Consider the following 23,166-nt stretch of genomic DNA (forward strand, 5'->3'; position numbering starts at 1 on the left):
TAGTTATTTTAAAGAGGATACAATGGTGTTCACGTTGTGCTTTACCATACCTGTGTAAGTGCCTTCGGCAGTGCCGTCCTCGCCCAGTGCATCGGAGTACAGCGTGCCGCCCACTTTTACATCATGGCCTTTATCACGGCTACCGATCACCACAGCCTCAATGGCTTTAGGCGAAACGGAAGACTCCACAAAAACGGCTTTTATCCTGTTGTCTGAGATATAGTTTACCAGGGCAGATACATCCTGTAGCCCGAATTCCGATACAGTGGAAATGCCCTGCAGCCCGCGTACTTTTATACTATAGGCATCCCCAAAGTATCCAAAGGCATCATGTGCCGTGATCAGGATGCGTTGTTGCTCCGGTATGGTTTTGATCTGTTGCGCAACCCACTGGTGCAGCTCGTTGAGCTCCTGCAGGTAGGCCTGTGTGTTTTGCTGGTATACCTGGGCATTGGCAGGGTCTTTCTGCTGTAGCTCCTGGCTCAGGTGCTTCACCACCTCCTGCCACAGCTGCACATCAAACCAAACGTGTGGGTCATGGCTGTCCTGGAACTGTGGTGAGCTGCGTAGTTTCTCCTGCGGTATGCCTGCTGTGCCCGCTACCACGGTTTTCTGGCGGCCCAGCTTTTCCATTACCTCGCCCATTTTGCCCTCTAAGTGCAAGCCATTGTAAACGATTACATCTGCACCCATCAGTTTATCCAGGTCGCCCTGCGTGGCCTTGTACAGGTGCGGGTCCACGCCGCTGCCCATAATAGCCTCCACATCGGCTGCATCGCCTATAATGTTTGCGACAGCATCTTTCAGTATGCTGGTGGTGGTCACGACTTTCATTCGTTCCCCAGGCGCTATGGTGCCTTTGTTCTCTGTTTGGGTGCAGGAGCCGGTAAGCAGGGTGAGGCAGAGTGCAAGCAGGAGGTAAGTGATTCTCATAGTTTGTGTTGGCTCATTTTAAGCGGATAAGAAAATATTTTTGGATACCTCGCTGGAGATGAGCAGTTTTTTGTTGTCCTCCAGGTTTATCTCCAGAGAGTTGTCGTACGGGATCTTGTCAATAATTTTGATCTTTGAGCCCAGGGCGATACCCATTTTGTCGAGGTACTGCAGGAAAAGTGGTTGCGAATCGTTTACGCCTACCACTACGCCGGCATCGTTTACCTCCATATCAGAGAGAAGGCGTTGTTTGATCTGCTTCATCTCGCCTGTCTCGGAAGGTATAGGGTCCCCGTGCGGATCAAATTTCGGGAAGCCCAGGAACTCGTCGAGGCGGTTGGTGAGCAGGGTAGAGGAGATGTGCTCCATTTCGTCTGCCACCTCGTGTACCTCATCCCAGTTAAACTTGAGTTTCTCTACCAGGAATGTTTCCCACAACCTGTGCTTGCGGATGATCTGCAGGGCTACACGCTCCCCTTGTTCGGTTAGCGAAACGCCTTTATACTTCACGTAGTTGACGATATCCTTGGCGCTCAGCTTCCGGAGCATGTCTGTAACAGAGGCGGCCTTGGTTTCCAATACCTCCGCAATGGCGTTGGTGTTCACCTCCTGCGTGCCGTTGGCCGACAGCTTATAGATGGCCTTGATGTAGTTCTCCTCGGTGTAACTATGGGACATAGTAGTAATGGGTGAATGAGCGATGGTGTGAATTCTGAACGAGTGAATGTACAATCCTAGGAATGCACTCATCCACTCACTCAGAATTCATACTTTATACTTACCAACGGATAAGTGCAGAAGCCCACGTAAAGCCGCTACCAAAGGCAGCCAGGCAAACCAGGTCGCCTTCTTTAATGCGTCCCTCCTCGTAAGCCTCACTCAGTGCGATTGGCACAGAGGCGGCAGTGGTGTTGCCATACTTCTGGATGTTACTCATCACCTTCTCAGCCGGCAAGCCCATTTTCTGCTGAATGTAGGAGGTAATGCGTAGGTTAGCCTGGTGCGGTACCAGCAGGTCGATGTCCTCAGGCTTGTAGCCGTTTTTGTTCAGAGCCTCTTCAATTACCTCCGGGAAACGGGTTACCGCGTGCTTAAATACCATGTTTCCGTTCATGTAGGGGTAGATGCTGCCGTCGTCAATCATCTCGTGTGTCAGGCGCTCTTTCTTGTTGCTGTTCGGGGCGGTTACCGCCAACTCCTCGGCAAACTCGCCATCAGCGTGCAGGTGCGTGGATAAGATGCCACGGTCTTCGCTCTCGGAAGGGACAAGCACCACAGCGCCCGCGCCATCACCGAAGATCACGGACACACCGCGCCCGCGCGTAGAGAAGTCGAGGCCGGTGGAGTGGATCTCAGAACCAACCACAAGCACGTTGTTATACATACCTGTTTTGATAAACTGGTCAGCTACCGATAGCGCGTAGATGAAGCCAGAGCACTGGTTCCGTACATCCAGTGCCGGGATTTCCTTCAGGCCTAGTTCGCGCTGCAACAAAACACCTGACCCAGGGAAGAGGTAATCAGGGCTCAAGGTGGCAAACACGATCATGTCTATGTCTTTAGGCTCCAATCCAGCCATCTGTATAGCTTTACGGGATGCGGCAGCACCCATATTGGCTGTTGTATCCACGCCCTCCTGGAAATAACGACGCTCCACAATGCCTGTCCGTTCACGGATCCACTCGTCTGAGGTATCCATTATCTTTTCCAGATCCTTGTTCGTTACTACGTTTTCGGGTACGTAGTGGCCAACGCCTGCAATTTTCGAATTACGCATACTATAGTTTCGTTTAGTTACAAATATACTCTTTTACAGTGAATTTAGATTCACCTAAAAATAAAATTCTATAATTTGCTGAAGCGTGTTAAGGCTTCTTTAACTATTGCAATCAGCTTTATCTCCTCGCTTTTCCAGAAAATGTCAGGGGAGATTCCAGAGGTATAAAAAAGCTCTTGACGTATACGCTTGAGTACTTCCTGTGGGCATACACCGTTAAAATCTATGGAAATACCCGCCTGGTTTACCTCGGTTATACTTTGCCACAGCGGGTTTTGCTGCACCAGCACAGGCAGTGCATACGCCATGTATTCGTAAAGTTTGGTAGGGATGCAGCGCTCCGTACTGGGGTGTGGTTTATAGGGAAGTAGTCCTACATTGCTCTCTTTTATACTTTGCAGGATCTGCTGGTGCGGCACCAACCTATCGCCGCCAATAAGCCGGATAAAACTTTTACCTTTTATACACTGTTGCAATTGCCGCAAGGTATGGCTGCGGGAGCTGTAACCGACAATGGTGAGGGTCGTGGAGGGCTCCAGGCAGTGCAAGGCCTCGGCTAAACTCACTGCTTCAAAAATACCGTAAACTTCGGCAATGGTGCCAGAGTACAGTAGCCGCAGAGGCTGCTTATCAAGCCGAACAGGTGTGGCAGGCAGGGTATAGCCTGTTGCCGGTTTATACTTATTAGCAACTACCGAATACTTTCCTGCAGCCAAGAAAGGCAGCTCTTGTGCATAACTATGCTCGGCTAACAAAAAATGCGCTATGTCTGGGGCGGCCTTCTGCTCGGCTTTGCCTACACGGTAAGCAAGCAGTTGCCGGAGCAGGGGAGGGTAATTTCGCTGCGAGGTCAGGTTCAAAGTATAGTTCTCCTGCACGTCATACATCAGCTGGGCACCATACTTTCGGCAATAGGCCTGGCTGGCCAGAAGTAACTCGTGCGTACAGGCGATAATGAGGTCTGGCTTTAGTTGGAAGAGCAACTTTTCATACTTCTGTTGCGCCTTTAAACGTGCAATGCTTAATCGCTTGAAGTCGAATATTGGGTGAAAGTGTACGTTGGCAGGCGCTTTTTGGGGTACGTGCGCCCTGAAACCTGCGATGTTGATTTGAGTATCAGAAATACAGCTCAATGACAAGCCGATTTTTTCAAACATCCGGGTGTCGTTAATTGGCTTTAGCAGCGAAGCAATCAAGATTCTCTTTTCAGACATCCATCAAAAATACTTACTTTTACGCAATATTGAGTAATAAGCAATTTGAATATGGAGCTAAGACAAATAATAGAGCAGGCCTGGGATAACCGTGAGCTGCTGAAAGACTCTGCCACTGTGGAAGCCATCCGTTCTGTGATAGATGACCTGGACAGAGGTATACTTCGTGTGGCTGAGCCGAAGGGAGAAGAATGGACTGTAAACGAGTGGGTGAAAAAGGCGGTGCTGCTATACTTCCCGATCCAGCACATGAAGACGATAGAAGTTGGCCCGTTTGAGTTTCACGACAAGATCTCGCTGAAGCGAAACTATGAGCAGCTTGGCGTACGCGTGGTGCCGCATGCGGTGGCCCGTTATGGTTCTTTCCTGGCGAGAGGTGTGGTGATGATGCCGTCTTATGTAAACATTGGTGCCTACGTGGATTCCGGAACTATGGTGGATACTTGGGCTACGGTGGGTAGCTGCGCACAGGTAGGCAAAAACGTGCACCTGAGCGGTGGCGTGGGCCTTGGCGGGGTGCTGGAGCCGGTGCAGGCTGCTCCGGTTATCATAGAGGACGGTGCCTTTATCGGGTCCAGGAGCATATTGGTAGAAGGTTGCCGCATCGGTAAAGAGGCGGTGATCGGTGCCGGCGTTACCATAACAGGTAGCTCCAAGATATTCGACGTAACCGGTTCTGAGGAGAAGATTTACAAAGGGTATGTGCCGCCTCGCTCCGTGGTAATTCCGGGCTCTTACACGAAGAAGTTCCCGGCAGGGGAGTTTCAGGTACCATGCGCCCTCATCATTGGCCAGCGCAAGGAAAGTACTGACCTGAAGACATCCCTGAACGACGTGCTCCGCGACCACGCGGTGGCGGTGTAGTTCTGTTGTATGTGATGAAAAAGTCCCTGCGGATATGTTCGGCAGGGACTTTTTTAGTTTTTGAAATGGAGGAGGTTGTAAAAGATACTACTGTTTTCTCTTTCTCCTTATACTTGTTACCTTATCGATGCACTACTTCCTAAACCTCTCCGCCACTATTAACTCTTTCGTACCGTGCGTCCAGGAGTAGAAGCCCTGGCCAGACTTAACACCTTTGTGGCCAGCCTGCACCATGTTCACCAGGAGTGGGCATGGTGCGTATTTCGGGTTACCAAAGCCATCGTGCAGCACGTTAAGAATAGAGAGGCATACATCTAGACCAATGAAGTCGGCTAGTTGCAGCGGACCCATAGGGTGTGCCATACCTAACTTCATGATCGTGTCAATCTCTTCAACGCCGGCCACACCTTCGTACAAGCTATAGATGGCTTCATTGATCATCGGCATCAGAATACGGTTTGCCACAAAGCCAGGGTAGTCGTTACACTCCGTAGGAACTTTGCCTAACTGTAAAGACATATCCATGATCTGTTGCGTAACTTCATCAGACGTAGAGTAACCGCGAATGATTTCTACGAGCTTCATTACCGGCACCGGGTTCATGAAGTGCATACCAATCACTTTTTCCGGGCGACCCGTAACAGAGGCGATCTTGGTAATAGAGATAGAAGAGGTGTTGGAGGCAAGTATGGCCTCCGGTTTAGTAAAACTGTCGAGGTCACGGAAGATCTTTAGTTTAAGATCCACGTTCTCGGTGGCAGCCTCAACCACTAGATCCGCATCTTTTACACCATCCTGCATACTTGTGTAGGTGGTGATATTGTTCAGAGTCTGCTGCTTTTGTGCTTCTGTCAGGTTACCCTTGGCTACAATGCGGTCCAGGTTCTTAGAGATGGTGCCCATCGCTTTCTGAAGCGCCTCTTCCGAGATATCTACCAGTGATACAGGGAATCCGTTCTGTGCGAAGACATGAGCAATGCCATTGCCCATTGTGCCAGAACCTATTACTGCTACTTTCTTCATAGGTATATAGTATGTGTATGTCAGTATTATTATCTATACAAAGCTAATAAGTTATGCTGATACTTCTGTTCGGGAGAAGGTAATCTTTAAATACTTATAATTTATATATCTTAAGTAGCCTTGGTTTGTTCTGTATTGTAGTAAGAATTTTATACTTTGATCGTTGATCGCTTCTTAAGTATAATACTTTTTAAAGCTGTAATAGCCTGGGTTCTTGTAGGTTTTGGAAAGGGGTAGGAGGAAGTATATAGAATAAATTACCTATTGTAATAGAAAATTATTGCATAATATAAATCCTTTGCTATGAAGCACCGTAAAAGCTAAAAATTAAAAACACAAAACGCATGGTGGCGTGATACCCTTACCTGCCATGTATGGACAAAGACAAATATAAAACTATGGGAAATTTACTTTACATCATCGCCGTAGTGCTGGTGATCTTTTGGCTGATCGGCTTCCTGGGATTCCCGGATGCTGTTGGCGGAATAATTCATGTGCTGTTGGTGCTAGCCGTTGTTGCGGTGCTGTTGCGCCTAATCAGGAGTGCTTAACCCTCAGCGTGTATTTACGTTAAAAGAAAAAAATCAACTCAAACACTATAAATAGACAAAACTATGGGAAATTTATTGTATATAATAGCTGTGGTACTCGTGATCATCTGGCTGATCGGTTTCCTAGGATTCCCTGATGCAGTTGGTGGTCTGATTCACATTCTGCTAGTGATCGCAATTATTGTAGTGCTGCTTCGCCTCATACGGGGTTGATAAAAGCCTTACTTTAAAATAAAATGGGCTGCCATTAGATTGGCAGCCCATTTTTTATGCTCACTCGTACACTATCTTCTTGTAAAAGGAACGTTAAACCCTACCCGTATCACCGGGTTACTATAGGGGTTTATAGGGTCATCGTTCCCATTATACAGCAGCAGCATATCAAAATACCCGTTATTGGAGAAACGCTGGCGGTAGCCAATTCCAATCATAGGTATGGTTAAGGCTGTGCGGTCAATATGCCGTCTTCCGGTCACGTCATAGTAAGGTACTGCTACACTTAACACCTCTGCCTCAGCATGAGCTAGTACTGCACCATCTCCAATATTGAACATCTCAAGTTGCGCAAGCCCGCGACCCCCATAGTGGTGCAGGTTAAAGCCCTCGCCGCTCTCGTAGTGGTACACACCGCCCACACCCGCATACAGCTTCGGTGTAAGGGCATAGCTTATGGTTGGCAATAACGAGATGCTGGTGTAAGTGCCAAATTGCAGGCCAAAGCTTCCGCCAAAGTATAACCTGTCGATAAAACGCAGCTGCTCCTCGGGTTGCGCTTCCCTTTCCTGCTGTTGCACTACCTCCGGTTCCGGCTCCGGCTGTTCTCTTACCCGTGGCTGCGGTCGTGGCCTTGGCTGCTCCACAGGGGCAGGAGGCCCGGTAGGCAGTTCCGGTTTGCGGTAGGTGGTGTCAGGCACCTGTGCAGCGGCCCCTGTGCTTGCAAACAGTACAAACAAAAGCGGCAACAAAAGAGGAGTAAGGTGGCGCGAAGGCGTCAGCATAGTTCTGCAGGTATAGTTTTTAACTTGTCCTTTATACTACGGCCGTGGCATACATTTTTTTGCGCAGTTCCTTTATCGCTTCATCCGACAGGTACTCCTCATAGGTCATGCGCTTATCAATAATGCCATTCGGCGTAAGCTCTATTATACGGTTAGCAATGGTATCCACAAACTGTAAGTCGTGCGACGAGAACAGGATAGTGCCGTCAAAATCGCGCAGCGAGTTGTTCAGAGCCTGGATCGACTCCAGGTCCAGGTGGTTTGTCGGCTCATCGAACACCAGCACGTTGCCAGACTGAAGCATCATTCTGGAGAACATGCAGCGTACTTTCTCGCCACCCGACAGTACGTTAGCCTTCTTGAGAGACTCCTCTCCGGAGAACAACATACGGCCCAGGAAGCCGCGGATAAAGCTCTCGTCTTTCTCCGTAGAATACTGGCGTAACCAGTCCACCAGGTTCAGGTCAGTATCGAAGAACTCCTGGTTATCTTTCGGGAAGAAAGAAGATGTAATGGTCGTGCCCCACTTAAACTCTCCACTGTCAGGCTTCTCTTCATCAAAAAGAATCTTAAAGAAAGTAGAAGCGGCGATATCGTTACGGCCGATAACGGCAATCTTATCACCTTTGTCAACCATAAAGCTGATGTCCGTAAAGATCGGCTGCCCTTCTACATACTTACTCAGGTTCTCTACGTTCAGGATCTGGTTACCTGCCTCGCGCTCTGGTTTAAAAGCGATGTACGGGTATTTACGTGATGAAGGTTGGATATCCTCAACGGTAAGCTTCTCCAACAACTTGGCACGGGAGGTAGCCTGCTTGGATTTGGAGGCGTTGGCGCTGAATCGGCGGATGAATTCCTCCAGTTCCTTACGTTTGTCCTCTGTCTTCTTGTTTGCGTCGGAGCGTTGTTTCAGGGCTAATTGGCTAGACTCATACCAGAAGCTGTAGTTACCGGCATACATCTTAATCTTGCCAAAATCGATGTCGGCTACGTGCGTACACACGGCATCCAGGAAGTGGCGGTCGTGCGACACCACGATTACAGTGTTCTGGAAGTTGTCCAGGAAGTTCTCCAGCCACATGATTGACTCTGCGTCCAGGTGGTTGGTAGGCTCGTCCAGCAGCAGGATATCCGGGTTACCAAACAGGGCTTGAGCCAAAAGCACGCGTACTTTCTCACTACCGCTCAGGTCCTTCATCAGGGAGTGGTGCAGGTCTTCGGTGATGCCAAGTCCGCTCAGTAGCTCGGCCGCCTCGTACTCGGCGTTCCAGCCCTCCAGGTCGGCAAACTCACCCTCCAACTCAGCGGCACGGAGGCCGTCCTCCTCGTTAAAATCAGGCTTGGCGTAAATGGCATCTTTCTCCTCCATTATGCTCCACAGGCGCTTGTGGCCCATGATCACAGTCTGCAGGGCAGGGTACTCGTCGTACTCAAAATGGTTCTGCTTCAGTACCGCCAGGCGGGCGTTGGCAGGGATTTCAACAGTGCCGGTGTTTGGATCGATATCACCAGCTAATATTTTCAGGAAAGTTGATTTACCGGCACCGTTAGCCCCAATCAGGCCATAGCAGTTACCAGGAACAAACTTGATGGTTACATCTTCAAATAATGTGCGCTTGCCATAAGACAGGCTGACATTGTTCGTACTAATCATAAAGGCTTAAGTATAAGTATGATGTTAGATTTGGCTGCAAAGCTACGAAATAAAAACGTGGTTTTAGGTGCTCCTTACGGTTAGGCATGCCACAAAGTATAAGTATCGCCTGAAGCGCATGTGTTTAAAAACCAACTGCTTTTGCTGTTGTTGGCTAAAAAAACATGGCTAAACCACAACGCCACCCTGCAATCTATAGTATATAATTTCAATAATATTAAGGAGCCCACTGCAAGCTACTGCAATTATGGTGCCGCAGGGAGGTCTATAAATAACCAAATGAACAGCTAATCTGTTCATTTTTAGAAGGATTGATTAGAAACATTAAAATTATACACCATGGCTTCTGCTAAAGTCTCTTTTCAGAACATTGCTATTAAGTATGGTTTACTGGTAGGTGTGGCACACATAGTATATTTTCTGGTGATGCGCGTACTAGGCCTAACCGACATTGTTGAGCTCTCTTACCTGAGCGGTATATTCCTTATCATCGGAATTGTAATTGCCATCTCTAAGTTCAAACGGCTGAACAATGGCCTCATTAAGTACTTTGATGGGCTGGGGATAGGCTTGATCACCGCCTTTACATCATCGCTTATAATTGCGTTGTTCCTGGTGCTGTACGTAACGGTGCTGGATAAGACGTATCTTGAGGCGCTGAGCGCAAGCTCTCTTTTCCCGGAGGGGCTTTCTGTGCTCTCTATGTTCTGGATAGCTGTAGCTCATGGCACATGGCCGGGGTTCATCATCGGCTTTATTGCCATGCAGTGGTTCAAGAGCCCGGAACATACCATGCCTAACCAAGTATAAAGCTGCGTACTGCTAAGAACGATTACCGAAACACCCTTAACTAAATACTACTATGGAAAAGATTGGCCTCAAATATGGCCTGCTTACAGCTGCGGCACTGATTATATATTTTTTTCTGATGAAGCTGCTGGGGCTGGTGCACGTCATTGAGCTGCGTTTCCTGAACGGCCTGATTATGGCCGTGGGCGTAGTTCTCGCCATTCGGGCATATAGACTGGTAATGGATGGCCAGATTTCATACTTCAAAGGGCTTGGCACCGGAATTATAACTGCTGTGGTGGGCACCGTTATTTTTGCCGCTTTTATGGTGGTGTATGTAAAAACAGGTGGGGAGTCGCTGATTGAAATGCTGTCGGCGGAGCGATATTTTGGCGAGAGGGTAGAGGCGACGCCGGGCGTGGTCATCTTCTCGGTGCTGTTCCTGGAGGGCATCATTTCCGGTGTGATGATCTCCTTTATAGCCATGCAGTGGTTTAAGCAACGCCAACACAAGGTGCCCGGGGCTCCTTAATAGCATAGTATATATAATATATAGGATTTACTTAGCACAAACAGAAGGGCCGGTCATGAATTCATGACCGGCCCTTCTGTTTGTGCTGTATGTTCTTTACTTAACTATACTGTCTGGCCGTTGAATAATCTGTATCACAACTTCATGCAGGTCACCTTCTTTGTCCTCCAGCTTAAAGATAACCATCGGGTTGTCAGCATCATGGATAGATTTTGTATCTATTACCCGCTCACCTTCGTCCAATTTTGTTTCTAGTTGATCCGTCAGGTCTTTCACGGCTCTTGCGAAAGTTACCTCTAGTTTACTCGGGTTGTAAAACCTTGTCCTCATATCGTTTTTATTAAATCGAAACCTTATTAATTAAGGTGTTTCGCGGTTATACTTGCAAAAAATCCTATTAAAGAATTCATATATAAGGTATACCTGAAACAAGGGCTATGGTTACGAAAGTGACGGGTTATTTAGTGAATACTTGTAGGCTATAGCTTTAATAAATAATATTTTGTGCGACAATGTAAAAAAGTTAAAAAAAATACATAAAAAATATAATATTCAGATATTTTTCCTAACTTGCGCAAGCATTGTACGTTTAAGACAGCTAAAGGATCATTTAACTACTAACACGTATTATACTTTCAAAATGAAAAAATCTTTACTAATACTTGTACTGGTGTTGATAGGAGCAACTAGCTATGCCCAGCGTTTACACCCAACTGACGACGCGCTGGATATGGTTGTGTTATCGATGGAGGTAGACGGGCCGACCATGGCAAGTATGGAAATGAAAGAGGAACTGAGCCTGACGGAGCAGCAGTTCAACAAGGTAACTCAGCTAAACAACAGCCGTTACCAGCAGCTGCAGCAGGCAGAGGCAAGTTTCTCCACCGACCCGCAATCGCGCTCTAAGGAGCTAAGAAATATTCAGCTGAAAAACGACAGGAATCTGATTGGCGTACTGACACAGAAGCAGCTGCGCGAGTACCAGAAACTGGAAGGAAGGCTGGATTCGCAGCTGATTACCGAGAACGAAGAATAAGATAGTATTGAAAACCATAAAAACAGCAAAGCCCGGGTTTTACTCGGGCTTTGCTGTTTCTGTTACTGGCTTATAGTAGGTTATTTCAGATACTTTGCCGAGGGAGTTTATGCGCACCTGCACGCGGTTTGCCTCCGACATTCGTGTGCGCCGGTCCTGACACTGGGCACCGGGCTCTATGTAATAGAAGTAGATGCGCTGGCTGCGCTCCATCAGTTCCTCGCTATCGGGCTTGCCCAGTACGTTGCGCACCACATACTCTTTCTTGCCATACATCTCTTTCCGGATCAACTCAAAGTCATCCACCAGTTCGGCTCGCTGGTTGTCGCACCCAAAGCGGTCGTTTTTCCAGGTGGTGCTGTCAAAGTCTTTCAGGCTATCTGGTGTGGTGCAGGCTGCCAGCAGCAGGAGGCCTATACTTTGCGCTATAATAGATCGTTTTGCCATAGTCTTAATTTACTGCCATAAAGTTGCAGCAAGATCTTTTGCCACACAAGGCAAAGCCAAAATAATCGGTAAATTGTATTTATACTATATATTGTTAGATAGTAGTGGTAATTTGCGGCCTTAGCAGCTATAGCTATTGCATTTTATATAAAAACGTCTTAGTTTAAGTCTATAGATGCTATATAGAATTTACAGCCATGGAACAATTTGCACGGTTTTCCATGTTGCTTTAGCCGAACTCATATAACAGAAAGCTTAATCTAAACTTATGGTAAGAGTGTTTTTAACTGCAATCACCCTCGGTCTTCTTTCCTTTACTTCTGCTGCCCCTGATCATGCAGTTGCCACACCGGCTGCTACTTTGGCGGATACAAAAGAGGTAATCGCAAATAACGCTGGTGGTGCTGCGGCTGCAAAAGAGGCGGCTTTTGACAATCATGTGCAGGAGCTTTACAATGCGGCAGGTTTAAAACAGAAAGGCCTGTCTTACGAGGTCTTTGAGAAGGCTGTGGTAGGGTTTCAGAACTTCAAGCGCCTGCAGGTGGTGGCCCCGAAGAAATCCATAATTTCAGTAGTCGATTTTACAAAGCCCAGCTCACAGAAGCGCCTCTGGATTATAGACCTGAACGCCAAAAAAGTACTTTTTAATACACTGGTGGCACATGGCCGCAATACCGGCCAGGATAAAGCCACCCAGTTCTCCAACACTTCCGGTTCTTATATGAGCAGTCTCGGCTTTTACCTGACCGACGCCACTTACTTTGGTAAGCATGGCCTCTCACTGCGCCTGCAGGGGATGGATGAGGGGTATAACTCCAATGCCATGGAAAGAGCCATTGTGGTACACGGAGCCGATTACGTTAGCGAGAATTTTGTAAAGCAGTATGGCCGTCTGGGCCGCAGCCTGGGGTGCCCATCCGTACCGAAGGAGATCTCCAAAGATGTGATTGAGACGATCAAAGACAAATCAGTGCTGTACATCCACGGCAACGACAGCAAGTATACTTCCCGCTTCTTGGATGACAGCAAGGCAGTGGAATACTATGCCGCCAAGGCCGCCACTGATGTGATGAGCATCTAAGTCGGTCTCTCTGAAAATATAAAAGCCACCTGCTATACTTTTAGCAGGTGGCTTTTTTTTGTACGTATCCGTTAGATGGTTATGCTTCGTCTTTCGTGGTTTTAACCAGATTTATTCCTGCGAAGAAGAAAATCAGGCCAACCACAAACGGAACGGCGGAAGTATACTTGCCTACCACGCCGCCATCACCCCCCATCAGGAAGGCGTAGGCACCCCATATGATACCCACAATACCCAATACTGTGAGAATGGTGCCGAATGTTCGTTTCTGGTTCATGGTTCTGTTTATTTGTTTCACTTAAGTGCAGCCTAATGCTGCAAGCATGTCTTATTACGAGAACCGCGGCATAAAGTATACAATACTGCTATATATCTGCCTGCTGTTGCCCCGCACCTGCCCCCAAAGAATTCGAAGTATGACTTCTTCTAAAGAACACAACCAGCGCCCACGGCTACACGTTTTCTTTGTACCATTTGCATGTTTGGCAGTGGTTGTTAACGGATACTATAATCATGAGAGGAGCAATAAAATTTATAATCGCACTGCTGGTGGCTGCTGTGTCGTTAGTTACCTATTGGTGCAGTTCAGAGCAGAATGAGTTCACCGGCGAGGAACAGCGCGTGGACATGACCGTGGAGCAGGAGATAGCGCTGGGCCTGCAGGCGGCCCCGCAGATGGCGGAGCAGTACGGCGGCCTGCACCCCGACCAGCAGGCAGCCCAAGAGGTGAAAGCCATCGGGCAACGGCTGGTGCAGAGCACACGGGTAAAGGAAACACCTTATGAGTTTGATTTTCATTTGCTTGCCGATGAACAGACGGTAAATGCCTTTGCTTTGCCTGGTGGCCAGATATTTATCACGGCTGGTTTGCTGAGGCGCCTGGAGTCTGAGGGGCAGCTTGCCGGGGTGCTAGGCCATGAGATTGGGCATGTGGTGGCGCGGCACTCGGCGCAGCAGCTGGCCAAGGCAAAGCTAACACAAGGTCTTACCGGCGCAGCCGCCATCGCTACGTATGATCCGGACAACCCTGCCAGCCGATCCGGAGCTGCAGTGGCCGCCATGATCGGGCAACTGGTAAACATGAGCTATGGCCGTGAAGATGAACTGGAGTCGGATGTGCTGGCGGTGGAGCTTACCGGAAATGCAGGGTATGATCCCCGTTCCATGGTGCGGGTGATGCAGATACTGGAGGAGGCGAGCGGTGGGGCAGGTGGTGGACCTGAGTTCATGCAGACGCACCCTAACCCAGGCAATCGTGTGGCAAAGATCGAGGCCGCCATACAGGAGCAGTATCCGAATGGTCTGCCTGAGGGCTTAACCGAATAATCAGCAAGCAAACACGTTTACCGTACCACCCAACGAGTTGTTCTGCGTATGGAGAACAACAGAAAAGACACAAAACAGAATGGAGCTACATAAGCACAGAAACCTACTCTTCGTGCTGAACCCGATTGCCGGCGATATCGAGAAAGAAGATCTGAAAGAAGACATCGCGGCAATTTGCCAGGAACACGAAATAAAGTATGAAATTTACACCACCACCGGAGAAAACGATAAGGAGGAACTGAAGAAAAAGCTGGACGGCAACACCTTTGAAGGCGTATACGCGGTTGGAGGCGATGGCACCGTAAGTATGGTAGGCGACCTGCTGATTGGCACCGGCACGCCCCTGGGTATTATACCCTTGGGTTCCGGCAACGGTCTTGCAAAAGACCTGGACATACCACAGGATACCGAGGAGGCGCTGGAGCTCATCCATAAACATGTTGTCCGTAACATCGATACCATCACGCTAAACGGCATGCCCTCCATCCACCTCAGCGACCTTGGTTTTAATGCGCTGGTGGTACAGCGTTTTTGCGAGGGAGACACACGGGGACCGGGCGCTTACGCCTGGATTGCGCTGCAGGAGTACCTGAGCTATGAGCCGAAACACTACAGGATAGAGACAGACTCGGATAGCTTTGAAGGAAAAGCCTTTATGGTGACGGTTGCCAATGCCAATGCCTGGGGCTCTAATGCCAGCATTAATCCGGATGGAATCCTGAACGACGGTATGTTTGAGATCTGCCTGATAGAGCCTTTCCCAAAGGCTGCCAGCATCGGTATACTTTATAAGCTTTACACAGATAGTATAGACACCAGCGTGTACACGCGCATCCTGAAGTGCAGGCGCGCCACTATCTATAACCTGGACCACGAGGTGATGCATATTGACGGAGAACCGGTTGATACGACGGAGAAAATAGAGGTGGAAATGCACGCCAAAAGCCTGAAGGTTATACTTCCAAAAGGGGGTTAGATCCTTTTCCGGAACATCAGAAGGCCATTTTCCTGAGACTCAGAAACGGTGCGGCACTCTATCCATACTTGCCCGTTGCTGTAGCAGTTTAGCACAAAGAAGCCCAGGTCCTCCAGCGCAAATGTTGCTTTGCCTCCTTTCTTCACAAAGGCTGTCTTACTACCCGATCCGCTCACGATGTAGTGGTTGCCCTGCACCTCAAAATACTGCAGGTTATGGTCGTGGCCGCCCACATAAATCAGGTTGTCGTACCGATGGAAGATACGGACCAGGCGTTTGCGCATCTTTTTATACTTGCCATGCGACATATCCTCATAAGCCCCGAACATCTTGCGGTAAAACGGGTACAGCGACCCAAACACCGGCAGCGGAATAAGAAAGCGCTTGTGGAGGGCTGTGAGCGGAAAAATGTGCTGCTTAATGGTAAACTTGCCACCGTGCATGGCGTTGCTGTAGAGCGGGTGGTGCGCGGTAATAAGTATGCGTTGGTGGCTGTTGCGCTTCAGTAGTTTGTTCAGGCGCACAAAAAACTCTTCGATGTCAGAATAAGGGCAACCATACTTGCTGCCCATAGGTTTAAAGCCACGCTGCACAAACCACTGCGTGTTTATGACCACCAGCAGCAGGTTATCCGCCAGCTGCAGACAGCTTGGGCCAGGGCAGCCTTTGGGGGGCAGGTAACTGTCAGGCTGCTGCAGGTGCTCCTCCACGTACTGCTCTTGCCGCAGCTGCTGCTCATAGCCACCCTCGCGTCCCTTTAGCCAATCGTGGTTGCCGCCCAGAAATATTCCCCGCCCCGGGTAATTTTTTATACTTTCGATAAGGGTGTTGAGCCTAGCCTCGGCCAGGTCGCGGTGACGGTTACCTGCTTCCGGCAAACCGATGGGGTACAGGTTATCACCCAGAAAAACCATGGTACCTTTTTCACCGACCTGGTGCTGCCACTGCTGAGCCAGTTGCAGCACCAGGTCGGTGCCGTCGGTGGCAATGGCGCCCACATCACCGAGCAGCGCCACAGAGTGCAGAAGATCAGTATCGGGGGGCGGTGCGTGGCGCTGCCAACCCACATCCGATAGCTTGTAAAAAGGCTTGCGCCTATACTTGCGTTCCTGCCAGTAGCTAAAGGCGAAGAATGCGAGCACGAGTACCGGAACAATGATGAGGAAGTATACCAGCATATAGTATAAACAGCGCGGGGCTTAAAAGTTCGGAGGGGTGAGGTGTTTAAAGTGCCCGTTTAGGCGAATGCGCTCCTTCAGCTTCTCTGTTTCCAGCAGCAAGGGCAGTAACTGCTGCAGGTGAAGCAGTATAACCTCCTGCCGTTCTGTCTCGCTCAGGAGCTGTAGCAGGGCGTATTCCTGCTCGGTGTTCAGGCCCAGTTGGTGCGCAATGTCATAGCTTTTAAAGTCCTCCGGTAGCTCCATGTATAAATTCCCAAGCCCGAGTGTTTCATAGAGCTTTTCCAGCAGCTCCCTTATTTTCATCTTCGTGATGATGTCCTCCTCATACTTGTTCTCCACCATCTCCACCTCGCCGCCTGCATAAAGCCTGTCCGGAGCCATTTTATCAAACTGCTGTATCTTGAATATTTGTAGCCCCCTGGTGCGGATGTCCATCTCCCCATTATCATACTTCTTCTCGATGCTCAGTATCTCCACCTCGGTGCCGAACAGCCCTACGCCGTTCCGTATAAAGGTGGGTATGCCAAAGGTCTTTCCGGACTCCACACAGTCGAGCACCAGTTGCTTGTAACGCGGCTCAAGAATATGCAGGTTCAGTTTCTCCTCCGGGAATACCACAATGTTCAGCGGGAACAGCGGCAGGTATTTAGTTTCAGGCATAGTGTCTTGTTTGCTTATACTTTCAGGGGATTTCCGCAAAGTATAAGTATACCTCGCATCCCTGATTTACCCTACGCTTGCGGCAGGGCTTACGTTCGGGGCTGGCTTTGCCGTGTTAGGAAAATACTCCAAACTCCTTACCTTTGCGGCCGAATGACAGTGCATCAGAATGGCTAAAAAAAGACTGGGGTTAAGGCAAATAAAGCTGCTTTTCGTGAAGCTGGTACTCAGCCTTTTCCTGATAAGTGTGGCGTGGGTGCTGGTATACCGATGGGTAGCGCCACCGGCTACGCTGCACATGCTTAAGCGCAGAGCCGAGGCAGGTGCCACCGGCAAAGAAAACCCGGGCATCAAGTATAAATTCGTATCGTTGGAGGAGATGTCGGACCAGCTGCCTTTGGCCGTTGTGGCCTCAGAGGACCAGAAGTTTCTGCAACACAGCGGGTTCGATTTTGACGCCATATCAGACGCCTTTCAGCGGAACCAGAAGGGAGGGAATATGAGAGGCGGCAGCACCATTAGCCAGCAGGTAGCCAAGAACGTTTTTCTATGGCACGGGCGCAGTTACCTTCGTAAGGCGGTAGAGGCGTATTTCACCGTGCTGATAGAGGTGCTGTGGGGAAAGCAGCGCATCCTGGAAGTATACCTGAACATTGCCGAGATGGGCGATGGCGTTTTCGGGGTGGAGGCCGCATCCCGGCAGTACTTTAAAAAACCAGCAAGTGAAGTGGGGCGGTGGCAAGCCTCGTTGCTGGCGGCAGTACTGCCAAACCCGATCAGGTATTCCGCTAACCGCCCATCAGGTTACATTCTTGGCCGGAGGGTGCGCATAGCCAGGGCAATGGGCCGCTTAGGGGGCGCCACGTACATTAAAGAGATTTTACCGGAGAAAGATGAGAAATAGACTTTACATCCTGCTGGCGCTTTGCCTCTTAAGTATGAGTGCCTGTGTGAGCAGCCAAAAACAACCTGCTGTTACCGATGCGAGGGCCGAAGTACGACAGGTACTGGAGGAGCAGGCGCAATGCTGGAGCACAGGCGACTTGGAGTGTTATATGCAGGGCTACTGGAAGTCAGACTCTCTTTTGTTTATCGGTTCGCGCGGGCTTACCTACGGCTGGCAGCAAACCCTGGATAACTATAAAAAAAGCTACCCCGATGTATCAGCCATGGGCAAGCTTAATTTCGACTTGAAAGAGTTTCGTATGCTCTCCCCGGAAACGATGCTGGTGGTTGGCAAATGGCACCTGCTGCGCGATGCCGACAAAGGGGACCTGCAAGGCCATTTCTCCGTCATCTTCAGGAAATTTCCGGAAGGGTGGAAGATCATTGCCGATCACTCTAGCTAGAAGCGGAAGCATTGTCTGAATGTCGAACTTGCAGTGGACTAAAGCGGGAACGGCATTTCAAGTATGTCGCGGCTTTCAGCTCGTACCTAGGCTCAATTCAACTACTGCTATAGAAGTTCGTTTAACTACTCCGCAGGGTAAGTAATCCTGGTAACCTCTACCAGCTCCTCGTTTCGTCCTAATTTCAAGCTGACCGTCTGCCCAACCCTTGCGCCACCCACAGCGCGGGCTATGGGAGCTACGAAAGCAATCTTTCCTGCTGCCACATCTGCCTCATCCACCCCTACAATTGTAAAAGTACGTTTCATGCCAGGCTTCGGGCCTTTAATAGTTTGTAGGGTAACTTTGGCTCCAAACCGTACCTCATTTGCAGGTTGGCTGGCAGGATCTATGACACGGGCACTTGCCAGGCGCTCATGCAGCGCGCTGAGCCTGCCGTTCAAGATGCTGAGCTGGCGTGTGCGGTTAGCCTCATCCTCACGGTTGGCCTCCACCTTTGTTCTTTCTGCCTCCAGCTCCGCCAATTCAGTACGCAGCTGTGCTAGGCCTTGCGGTGTTACATAGTTCGTAACGCCCGGCGGCAGCGCGGCGCGTGGTGGAATAATGGGTGGCTCGCCCGCATCATCTTCTTTTACAAATGCTCTGCTCATACTATCTTTATACAAGTATGCTTGTGTAGGTTTTTACTTTGAACAGAATGTTGAATCGAGGTACATCGGGTCAGCCCTTCTGCATCAGGTGGCTTAAGTCTCCGGCACGGAACCAGCGGTAACCGTACGCATCCAGCGTTATGTGATGCTTGCCTTTTTTATCTGCAACACTTTCCTCGTTCTGCATCAGGTCCACCAGGCTATGTACTTGCTTTTGCTTCAGGTCCAGCACCACCTCATGGGCTTTCTCATCAAAGTTGTGGAAGATCAGCAGCGAGCTTCCTTTCCAGTGATAGTGCATGGCAAGTACATGCGCCTTGTCCGTCTCTATAATTTGCCAGTCGCCCCACCCGATTTCTGTACATTCCTGGCGCAGCCGGATCAGGGTGGTCATCCAGTTCAGAAGAGAGTCCGGGATACGGCGCTGGGTGTCTACGTTTACGTGGTGATAGGAGTAAGGACCCTTGTCGATGACGGAGTGAATAAGTTTATCTGCCTCCGAGAAGCCGGCTTGTTTATCTGCGGACCATTGCATGGGCGTGCGCACCGCATTGCGTTCCTTCAGGCTCAGGTCATCACCCATGCCTATCTCGTCGCCGTACCGGATGACCGGTGCCCCGGGCAGCGAGAACATCAGGCTATACGCCAGCTCCGTCTGCTGCCGGTTGCCCAACATAGTTGATAACCTCCGGCGGATACCCCGGTTGTAGAGTTGCATGTTCTCTTCAGGGCCAAAGCGGGCAAAAACCTTCTGCCGCTGTTCTTCCGTCAGGCGTCCCAGGTCCAACTCATCGTGGTTACGCAGGAAGTGCGCCCACTGGGAGGTAGGAGAGGAGGAGATGCGTGTCGCTTCCAGGGCTTCTTTCAATGGTTCAATCTCGCTTGTGGCCAGCGCATAGAACATGTATTGGTTCACATAGAAGTTGAACATCAGGTGAATGCCATCCCCATCCTCGCCAAAATATTCCTTGCTCTCTTTTGGTAGCACATTCGCCTCCCCCAGAAGTATGGCATCGCCCCTGCGCCACTGCAGGAAGCGGCGTATCTGCATCAGGTACTCAAACTTTAAGGAAGGCTTAGCCGGCCCCGGCGCGGGAGTTTCAAGTATAAACGGCACGGCATCAACCCTAAAACCGGCCACGCCTAACTCTAGCCAAAAGCCAATTATACGGTTTATTTCTTCGCGTACCTCCGGGTTATCCATGTTCAGGTCAGGTTGAAACTCATAGAAGCGGTGGAAGTAGTAGGCCTTGGCTTTCTTGTCATAGGTCCAGGTGGCCTCCTGCACCCCCGGGAAAACCATGCCTTTGTTCCAGTCCGATGGTTTTTTATCAGACCATACATACCAGTCGTGGTGCTTGGCGTCTTTACCCTGGCGTGCATCCTGAAACCAGGGGTGCTCATCAGAAGTATGGTTCACCACCAGATCAATGATAACCTTAATGCCGCGCTTGTTGGCCTGGTGCATAAACTCCACAAAATTGCCGCTGCTACCATGCCGCTGGTCTACCCCGTAATAGTCCTTCACGTCGTAACCGTTATCCTTGTTGGGTGTAGGCTGAAAGGGAGCGAGCCAGACTGTGTCTATGCCCATGGCATGCAGGTAATCAAGACGGCGGGCCAGGCCCTGAAAATCTCCGACTCCATCCCCGTTAAGGTCCATAAAGGTTTCGAGGTCCAGGCTGTAGATAATGGCATTCTTGTACCAAAGCTCTTCTGTCATAGTTGCGGGAGTTTTTAATGAAGTATAGGCTATGTATGATTTATGTCTTGTACGGGAACAAGTATGGATACAGTTGGCAAAGAGCTGAGTTTATACTTAGTAGGGCACAATAGGGGCAGCAGCATACAGGCTTAAAAACAAAACAGGCGCAGGTAAATCTCCGCGCCTGTTGCTGGTCCAGCTGATATTATACTTAGTTGGTATCGCCTTCCTCGTCAAGCTCTGCCTCTTTCTCTACCTCTTTCACCTCCTCTACAAGTATAAACCCTTTCTCTGCAGCGTGTGCTGCCGCAGCGGCCGTGTCTTTTACAAGCACCATTTCCACCTCTCCGTTGGCCTTTAGTTCATCGGCAATCTTGGTTACGGCCTGTGTGCGCTTCTCAATGTTCACGTCGCGTATGTAGATGGCCATTATACGTCCCGGGTGGTTCTTCACAACCTCATGGTAAATAGGCGCATCTTGCTGGCCGCTATCGCCTATAAGTATAAAGTTGAGGTGCGGATAGGTGATCAGGATATTCTCGATCTCCTTATACTTGTGGCTCATGTGGTCACTATGGCCCAGCTTGCTTTCATCTATCCCAAAATCGCGGAGCAGGAGGGGGCCCTGCGGTATCTCGTTCAGCTCCAGGAAGTGGTATAGCAGGTCGTAGTTGTTCCAGGGGCTGCTGCTTACGTAGAAAAACGGGTTATTGCGTTTGCCGTTGCGCCCCAGTTGCAGCGATTTATAAAACTGCGAAACCCCGTGAAAAGGGATGCGGCTATGGGCATTGTTCAAAAGCACATTCCGGCCTGTCTGCAGCAGGCTTGTGGCCCCCGTACGCACAATGGTGTCGTCAATATCGGAGATGATGCCGTACTCCGCATCTGGTGGCGGCACCAGTACATAGGCTGTTTCTTTAATACCGGTTTCAAAGTTGTGTACTGGTGCCTCTATAAGTTCCAATTCTATCGGGTGCCAGATGTCCTCCAGATGAAGTGGTTCTTCAGGGTGCAGGTTCAGCACAAAATAGCCTTCAATATCTGTGGTGATATCGTAGTGTTTGTTCTGCAGGCAGAGCTGCACGCGCGCGTTGGGTATCTCATCGCTCTCGAAGCGGCGGTACATGTTCAGGAGGTTCTCCCAGGTGGTATCGTTCTCCTCGGAGTGCTGTATTCCTTTGTCTACCAGCACACGGCCTTTTACATAGAGGCGTTCGGGGGTGCCGTAGCTGCGGTAAGTCACTATTTGCAGGGGGCGGTTTAGCCGTAGTTTATTCTTTAGCTCGAACGTGAGCAGGTCCAGTTTTTCTTCCCCTTTCAGTATGGTTTTGGTGATGCTCTTCTTAATATTTTTCATAGTTCTGCGCTTCTAAAAAGAAATGCCTGCCGGGTAGGGGCAGGCACTTTTTACGTTTTATAACCCAAGGGCGGTTTTCAATTGCTGAAAATCAGTGTCAGGGGCTGATGCGGTGCTGCAGTCCCGCTCCTGTGCCAGCTCCTGTATGTGCTGTATGCGGTTTTCGGGGCTAGGGTGGGTGCTGAGGAACTCTGGTGGCGTGCCTTGCTGCTCCTGCTGTTCCATTTTCACGAAGAAGCCGGCTGCCCCATCACAGGCGTAGTGGTTTGTGCCTCCCAGGTAAGCCACCGAGGATTCGTCGGCCTCCGTTTCGGCATCACGGCTGAACTTTAGCCCGGCCAGCGAGCCCGTAAGCTGCGCTGCAATCTGCTTCAGCACACTGGGGTTGTTACCGAGCGCCACCGAAAGCAGCAAGGCTATGCCGTAGTCGCGCTGCAGCTGCTTTACGCTATGGCGCAGGTCGGCATGGGCAATCTCGTGGGCCAGCACGCCGGCAAAATGGTCCTCATCGTCCAGGAACTTGATCAGGCCGGTAAAAACATAGATCTGGCCACCGGGAGAGGCAAAGGCATTCAGGGTCTCATCATCCTTAATGATCTTGACCGTCCACGGGAATTCCTGCTGATACTTCACTTCGCCGGAGGTAAGCACCCTGTTCACGATGCGGTCCAGGTTCTGGTAAGCTTTCTGGGTGTTTGTGTTAGTGCTGTTGCGCTCCAGCAACTTGCCCTGTGCGCGGTAAGTAGAGTCTACTTCGTGGGCAACCTGCTGCCCCAGGTTTATGTCATCCTGAATAGAGAAGATAACGCCATCATTGTTGTCGCAGCTGCTAAACGCAAGCATACCTGTTAGCGCCATTAGCCACAAAGGGGTGTAAATTAGTTTTTTCATGTTAAAGTTTAAGCTCATAAAGATGCAACGCAACGCAGCTGCATATTTGTACAGCCTTTAGCAAATATATGGCCAAACGCTATATTTGCCGGCGTTGCAACCTGCTTTACGTTTATTTGCGCGGCTATGGTTGCAGGGTTTATGGCCAAAAAGAGTGCAAAAAGGAAAT

27 protein-coding genes are annotated in these 23,166 nt (G+C 49.8%); 11 read left to right on the forward strand and 16 right to left on the reverse strand.

The features are described 5' to 3' along the window. Positions 1-3: 3 nt before the first annotated feature. From OO017_RS16070 to OO017_RS16085, 4 genes are all read right to left on the reverse strand, one after another. Positions 4-933, reverse strand: a complete 930-nt coding sequence (locus OO017_RS16070) for a metal ABC transporter solute-binding protein, Zn/Mn family (RefSeq protein ID WP_266053698.1) — start codon at positions 931-933, stop codon at positions 4-6. Positions 934-951: 18 nt separating this feature from the next. Continuing rightward, positions 952-1,611 (reverse strand): metal-dependent transcriptional regulator, encoded by a 660-nt coding sequence (locus tag OO017_RS16075; RefSeq protein ID WP_266053700.1) that lies wholly within the window; start codon positions 1,609-1,611, stop codon positions 952-954. A 100-nt stretch (positions 1,612-1,711) separates the two neighbouring features. After that, entirely contained in the window at positions 1,712-2,710 is a 999-nt protein-coding gene (locus tag OO017_RS16080) for a 3-oxoacyl-ACP synthase III family protein (protein ID WP_266053701.1), read from the reverse strand. Positions 2,711-2,778: 68 nt separating this feature from the next. Then, positions 2,779-3,924: a glycosyltransferase family protein gene (locus tag OO017_RS16085; RefSeq protein ID WP_266053702.1), complete on the reverse strand. Its 1,146-nt coding sequence runs from the start codon at positions 3,922-3,924 to the stop codon at positions 2,779-2,781. A 51-nt stretch (positions 3,925-3,975) separates the two neighbouring features. Between OO017_RS16085 and OO017_RS16090 the strand changes: the two genes are divergently transcribed. Continuing rightward, positions 3,976-4,788 carry a 2,3,4,5-tetrahydropyridine-2,6-dicarboxylate N-succinyltransferase gene (locus tag OO017_RS16090; protein ID WP_266053703.1) on the forward strand — a complete coding sequence of 271 codons (813 nt, stop codon included), beginning with the start codon at positions 3,976-3,978 and terminating at the stop codon, positions 4,786-4,788. Between the two features lie 132 nt (positions 4,789-4,920). Here OO017_RS16090 and OO017_RS16095 read toward each other — a convergent pair whose 3' ends face one another. Then, positions 4,921-5,811, reverse strand: coding sequence for a 3-hydroxyacyl-CoA dehydrogenase family protein (locus OO017_RS16095; RefSeq protein ID WP_266053704.1), 891 nt, complete (start codon positions 5,809-5,811; stop codon positions 4,921-4,923). Positions 5,812-6,209: 398 nt separating this feature from the next. On the opposite strand from OO017_RS16095, the gene OO017_RS16100 reads away from it, so the two are divergent. Together OO017_RS16100 and OO017_RS16105 are read left to right on the forward strand one after the other, a co-directional pair. Beyond that, complete coding sequence (locus OO017_RS16100) at positions 6,210-6,362, forward strand: lmo0937 family membrane protein (RefSeq protein ID WP_266053706.1); 153 nt, start codon at positions 6,210-6,212, stop codon at positions 6,360-6,362. 63 nt (positions 6,363-6,425) lie between these two features. After that, positions 6,426-6,575, forward strand: a complete 150-nt coding sequence (locus OO017_RS16105) for a lmo0937 family membrane protein (RefSeq protein WP_115566706.1) — start codon at positions 6,426-6,428, stop codon at positions 6,573-6,575. A 71-nt stretch (positions 6,576-6,646) separates the two neighbouring features. On the opposite strand, the gene OO017_RS16110 is transcribed toward OO017_RS16105, so the two are convergent. Next, positions 6,647-7,360, reverse strand: coding sequence for a hypothetical protein (locus OO017_RS16110; RefSeq protein ID WP_266053709.1), 714 nt, complete (start codon positions 7,358-7,360; stop codon positions 6,647-6,649). A 31-nt stretch (positions 7,361-7,391) separates the two neighbouring features. Continuing rightward, positions 7,392-9,017 carry an ABC-F family ATP-binding cassette domain-containing protein gene (locus tag OO017_RS16115; protein WP_266053710.1) on the reverse strand — a complete coding sequence of 542 codons (1,626 nt, stop codon included), beginning with the start codon at positions 9,015-9,017 and terminating at the stop codon, positions 7,392-7,394. A 339-nt stretch (positions 9,018-9,356) separates the two neighbouring features. Here OO017_RS16115 and OO017_RS16120 point away from each other — a divergent pair, with 339 nt between their 5' ends. Next, the gene (locus OO017_RS16120; protein WP_266053712.1) at positions 9,357-9,827 is read left to right on the forward strand and encodes a DUF4199 family protein; all 471 of its coding nucleotides are present in this window, start codon (positions 9,357-9,359) and stop codon (positions 9,825-9,827) included. Between the two features lie 52 nt (positions 9,828-9,879). Further along, complete coding sequence (locus tag OO017_RS16125; RefSeq protein WP_266053714.1) at positions 9,880-10,338, forward strand: DUF4199 domain-containing protein; 459 nt, start codon at positions 9,880-9,882, stop codon at positions 10,336-10,338. 96 nt (positions 10,339-10,434) lie between these two features. Here the strand turns inward: OO017_RS16125 and OO017_RS16130 are convergent, their stop codons facing one another. Beyond that, positions 10,435-10,668, reverse strand: coding sequence for a hypothetical protein (locus OO017_RS16130; protein ID WP_266053715.1), 234 nt, complete (start codon positions 10,666-10,668; stop codon positions 10,435-10,437). Between the two features lie 310 nt (positions 10,669-10,978). Here OO017_RS16130 and OO017_RS16135 point away from each other — a divergent pair, with 310 nt between their 5' ends. Then, complete coding sequence (locus OO017_RS16135) at positions 10,979-11,374, forward strand: hypothetical protein (RefSeq protein WP_266053716.1); 396 nt, start codon at positions 10,979-10,981, stop codon at positions 11,372-11,374. 39 nt (positions 11,375-11,413) lie between these two features. Here OO017_RS16135 and OO017_RS16140 read toward each other — a convergent pair whose 3' ends face one another. Beyond that, positions 11,414-11,821: a hypothetical protein gene (locus OO017_RS16140; protein WP_266053718.1), complete on the reverse strand. Its 408-nt coding sequence runs from the start codon at positions 11,819-11,821 to the stop codon at positions 11,414-11,416. 268 nt (positions 11,822-12,089) lie between these two features. On the opposite strand from OO017_RS16140, the gene OO017_RS16145 reads away from it, so the two are divergent. Then, positions 12,090-12,902 (forward strand): murein L,D-transpeptidase catalytic domain family protein, encoded by an 813-nt coding sequence (locus OO017_RS16145; protein WP_266053719.1) that lies wholly within the window; start codon positions 12,090-12,092, stop codon positions 12,900-12,902. Positions 12,903-12,981: 79 nt separating this feature from the next. Here the strand turns inward: OO017_RS16145 and OO017_RS16150 are convergent, their stop codons facing one another. Next, positions 12,982-13,179: a hypothetical protein gene (locus OO017_RS16150; protein WP_266053720.1), complete on the reverse strand. Its 198-nt coding sequence runs from the start codon at positions 13,177-13,179 to the stop codon at positions 12,982-12,984. A 236-nt stretch (positions 13,180-13,415) separates the two neighbouring features. Here OO017_RS16150 and OO017_RS16155 point away from each other — a divergent pair, with 236 nt between their 5' ends. Together OO017_RS16155 and OO017_RS16160 are read left to right on the forward strand one after the other, a co-directional pair. Beyond that, positions 13,416-14,228: a M48 family metalloprotease gene (locus tag OO017_RS16155; protein WP_266053721.1), complete on the forward strand. Its 813-nt coding sequence runs from the start codon at positions 13,416-13,418 to the stop codon at positions 14,226-14,228. Positions 14,229-14,307: 79 nt separating this feature from the next. Further along, on the forward strand, positions 14,308-15,204 hold the full coding sequence (locus tag OO017_RS16160; RefSeq protein ID WP_266053722.1) for a diacylglycerol/lipid kinase family protein: 897 nt from the start codon (positions 14,308-14,310) through the stop codon (positions 15,202-15,204). On the opposite strand, the gene OO017_RS16165 is transcribed toward OO017_RS16160, so the two are convergent. Then, positions 15,201-16,382 carry a metallophosphoesterase gene (locus tag OO017_RS16165; RefSeq protein WP_266053724.1) on the reverse strand — a complete coding sequence of 394 codons (1,182 nt, stop codon included), beginning with the start codon at positions 16,380-16,382 and terminating at the stop codon, positions 15,201-15,203. The two genes, OO017_RS16160 and OO017_RS16165, sit on opposite strands and share 4 nt — an antisense overlap. 21 nt (positions 16,383-16,403) lie before the next feature. Further along, positions 16,404-17,045: an LON peptidase substrate-binding domain-containing protein gene (locus OO017_RS16170; RefSeq protein WP_266053725.1), complete on the reverse strand. Its 642-nt coding sequence runs from the start codon at positions 17,043-17,045 to the stop codon at positions 16,404-16,406. A gap of 169 nt (positions 17,046-17,214) precedes the next feature. On the opposite strand from OO017_RS16170, the gene mtgA reads away from it, so the two are divergent. Both mtgA and OO017_RS16180 read left to right on the forward strand, forming a co-directional pair. Continuing rightward, entirely contained in the window at positions 17,215-17,949 is a 735-nt protein-coding gene (mtgA, locus tag OO017_RS16175) for a monofunctional biosynthetic peptidoglycan transglycosylase (protein ID WP_266053726.1), read from the forward strand. Continuing rightward, complete coding sequence (locus OO017_RS16180) at positions 17,939-18,394, forward strand: YybH family protein (RefSeq protein ID WP_266053728.1); 456 nt, start codon at positions 17,939-17,941, stop codon at positions 18,392-18,394. Before mtgA ends, OO017_RS16180 begins: the two co-directional genes overlap by 11 nt. A gap of 125 nt (positions 18,395-18,519) precedes the next feature. Here OO017_RS16180 and OO017_RS16185 read toward each other — a convergent pair whose 3' ends face one another. The 4 genes from OO017_RS16185 to OO017_RS16200 all read right to left on the reverse strand — a co-directional run bounded on the left by OO017_RS16185 (position 18,520) and on the right by OO017_RS16200 (position 22,997). After that, a complete protein-coding gene (locus tag OO017_RS16185) occupies positions 18,520-19,044 on the reverse strand; it encodes a GreA/GreB family elongation factor (RefSeq protein WP_266053729.1) in 525 nt (174 codons plus the stop codon). 70 nt (positions 19,045-19,114) lie between these two features. Further along, entirely contained in the window at positions 19,115-20,767 is a 1,653-nt protein-coding gene (locus tag OO017_RS16190; RefSeq protein WP_266053730.1) for an alpha-amylase family protein, read from the reverse strand. A gap of 193 nt (positions 20,768-20,960) precedes the next feature. Then, complete coding sequence (locus OO017_RS16195) at positions 20,961-22,106, reverse strand: App1 family protein phosphatidate phosphatase (RefSeq protein ID WP_266053732.1); 1,146 nt, start codon at positions 22,104-22,106, stop codon at positions 20,961-20,963. Between the two features lie 57 nt (positions 22,107-22,163). Then, positions 22,164-22,997: a M48 family metalloprotease gene (locus tag OO017_RS16200; protein ID WP_266053733.1), complete on the reverse strand. Its 834-nt coding sequence runs from the start codon at positions 22,995-22,997 to the stop codon at positions 22,164-22,166. Positions 22,998-23,166: the final 169 nt, after the last annotated feature.

The organism is Pontibacter anaerobius (assembly GCF_026241195.1).
GTDB lineage: Bacteria > Bacteroidota > Bacteroidia > Cytophagales > Hymenobacteraceae > Pontibacter > Pontibacter anaerobius.

Coding starts and splice junctions, on each gene's coding strand:
- OO017_RS16150 (WP_266053720.1), bottom strand. CDS start 13,179: ATGAACCAGAAACGAACATTCGGCACCATTCTCACAGTATTGGGTATT.
- OO017_RS16170 (WP_266053725.1), bottom strand. CDS start 17,045: ATGCCTGAAACTAAATACCTGCCGCTGTTCCCGCTGAACATTGTGGTA.
- OO017_RS16185 (WP_266053729.1), bottom strand. CDS start 19,044: ATGAGCAGAGCATTTGTAAAAGAAGATGATGCGGGCGAGCCACCCATT.
- OO017_RS16165 (WP_266053724.1), bottom strand. CDS start 16,382: ATGCTGGTATACTTCCTCATCATTGTTCCGGTACTCGTGCTCGCATTC.
- OO017_RS16090 (WP_266053703.1), top strand. CDS start 3,976: ATGGAGCTAAGACAAATAATAGAGCAGGCCTGGGATAACCGTGAGCTG.
- OO017_RS16125 (WP_266053714.1), top strand. CDS start 9,880: ATGGAAAAGATTGGCCTCAAATATGGCCTGCTTACAGCTGCGGCACTG.
- OO017_RS16145 (WP_266053719.1), top strand. CDS start 12,090: ATGGTAAGAGTGTTTTTAACTGCAATCACCCTCGGTCTTCTTTCCTTT.
- OO017_RS16110 (WP_266053709.1), bottom strand. CDS start 7,360: ATGCTGACGCCTTCGCGCCACCTTACTCCTCTTTTGTTGCCGCTTTTG.
- OO017_RS16120 (WP_266053712.1), top strand. CDS start 9,357: ATGGCTTCTGCTAAAGTCTCTTTTCAGAACATTGCTATTAAGTATGGT.
- OO017_RS16085 (WP_266053702.1), bottom strand. CDS start 3,924: ATGTCTGAAAAGAGAATCTTGATTGCTTCGCTGCTAAAGCCAATTAAC.
- OO017_RS16180 (WP_266053728.1), top strand. CDS start 17,939: ATGAGAAATAGACTTTACATCCTGCTGGCGCTTTGCCTCTTAAGTATG.
- OO017_RS16105 (WP_115566706.1), top strand. CDS start 6,426: ATGGGAAATTTATTGTATATAATAGCTGTGGTACTCGTGATCATCTGG.
- OO017_RS16115 (WP_266053710.1), bottom strand. CDS start 9,017: ATGATTAGTACGAACAATGTCAGCCTGTCTTATGGCAAGCGCACATTA.
- OO017_RS16100 (WP_266053706.1), top strand. CDS start 6,210: ATGGGAAATTTACTTTACATCATCGCCGTAGTGCTGGTGATCTTTTGG.
- OO017_RS16190 (WP_266053730.1), bottom strand. CDS start 20,767: ATGACAGAAGAGCTTTGGTACAAGAATGCCATTATCTACAGCCTGGAC.
- OO017_RS16195 (WP_266053732.1), bottom strand. CDS start 22,106: ATGAAAAATATTAAGAAGAGCATCACCAAAACCATACTGAAAGGGGAA.
- OO017_RS16075 (WP_266053700.1), bottom strand. CDS start 1,611: ATGTCCCATAGTTACACCGAGGAGAACTACATCAAGGCCATCTATAAG.
- OO017_RS16155 (WP_266053721.1), top strand. CDS start 13,416: ATGAGAGGAGCAATAAAATTTATAATCGCACTGCTGGTGGCTGCTGTG.
- OO017_RS16135 (WP_266053716.1), top strand. CDS start 10,979: ATGAAAAAATCTTTACTAATACTTGTACTGGTGTTGATAGGAGCAACT.
- OO017_RS16130 (WP_266053715.1), bottom strand. CDS start 10,668: ATGAGGACAAGGTTTTACAACCCGAGTAAACTAGAGGTAACTTTCGCA.
- OO017_RS16095 (WP_266053704.1), bottom strand. CDS start 5,811: ATGAAGAAAGTAGCAGTAATAGGTTCTGGCACAATGGGCAATGGCATT.
- mtgA (WP_266053726.1), top strand. CDS start 17,215: ATGGCTAAAAAAAGACTGGGGTTAAGGCAAATAAAGCTGCTTTTCGTG.
- OO017_RS16080 (WP_266053701.1), bottom strand. CDS start 2,710: ATGCGTAATTCGAAAATTGCAGGCGTTGGCCACTACGTACCCGAAAAC.
- OO017_RS16070 (WP_266053698.1), bottom strand. CDS start 933: ATGAGAATCACTTACCTCCTGCTTGCACTCTGCCTCACCCTGCTTACC.
- OO017_RS16200 (WP_266053733.1), bottom strand. CDS start 22,997: ATGAAAAAACTAATTTACACCCCTTTGTGGCTAATGGCGCTAACAGGT.
- OO017_RS16160 (WP_266053722.1), top strand. CDS start 14,308: ATGGAGCTACATAAGCACAGAAACCTACTCTTCGTGCTGAACCCGATT.
- OO017_RS16140 (WP_266053718.1), bottom strand. CDS start 11,821: ATGGCAAAACGATCTATTATAGCGCAAAGTATAGGCCTCCTGCTGCTG.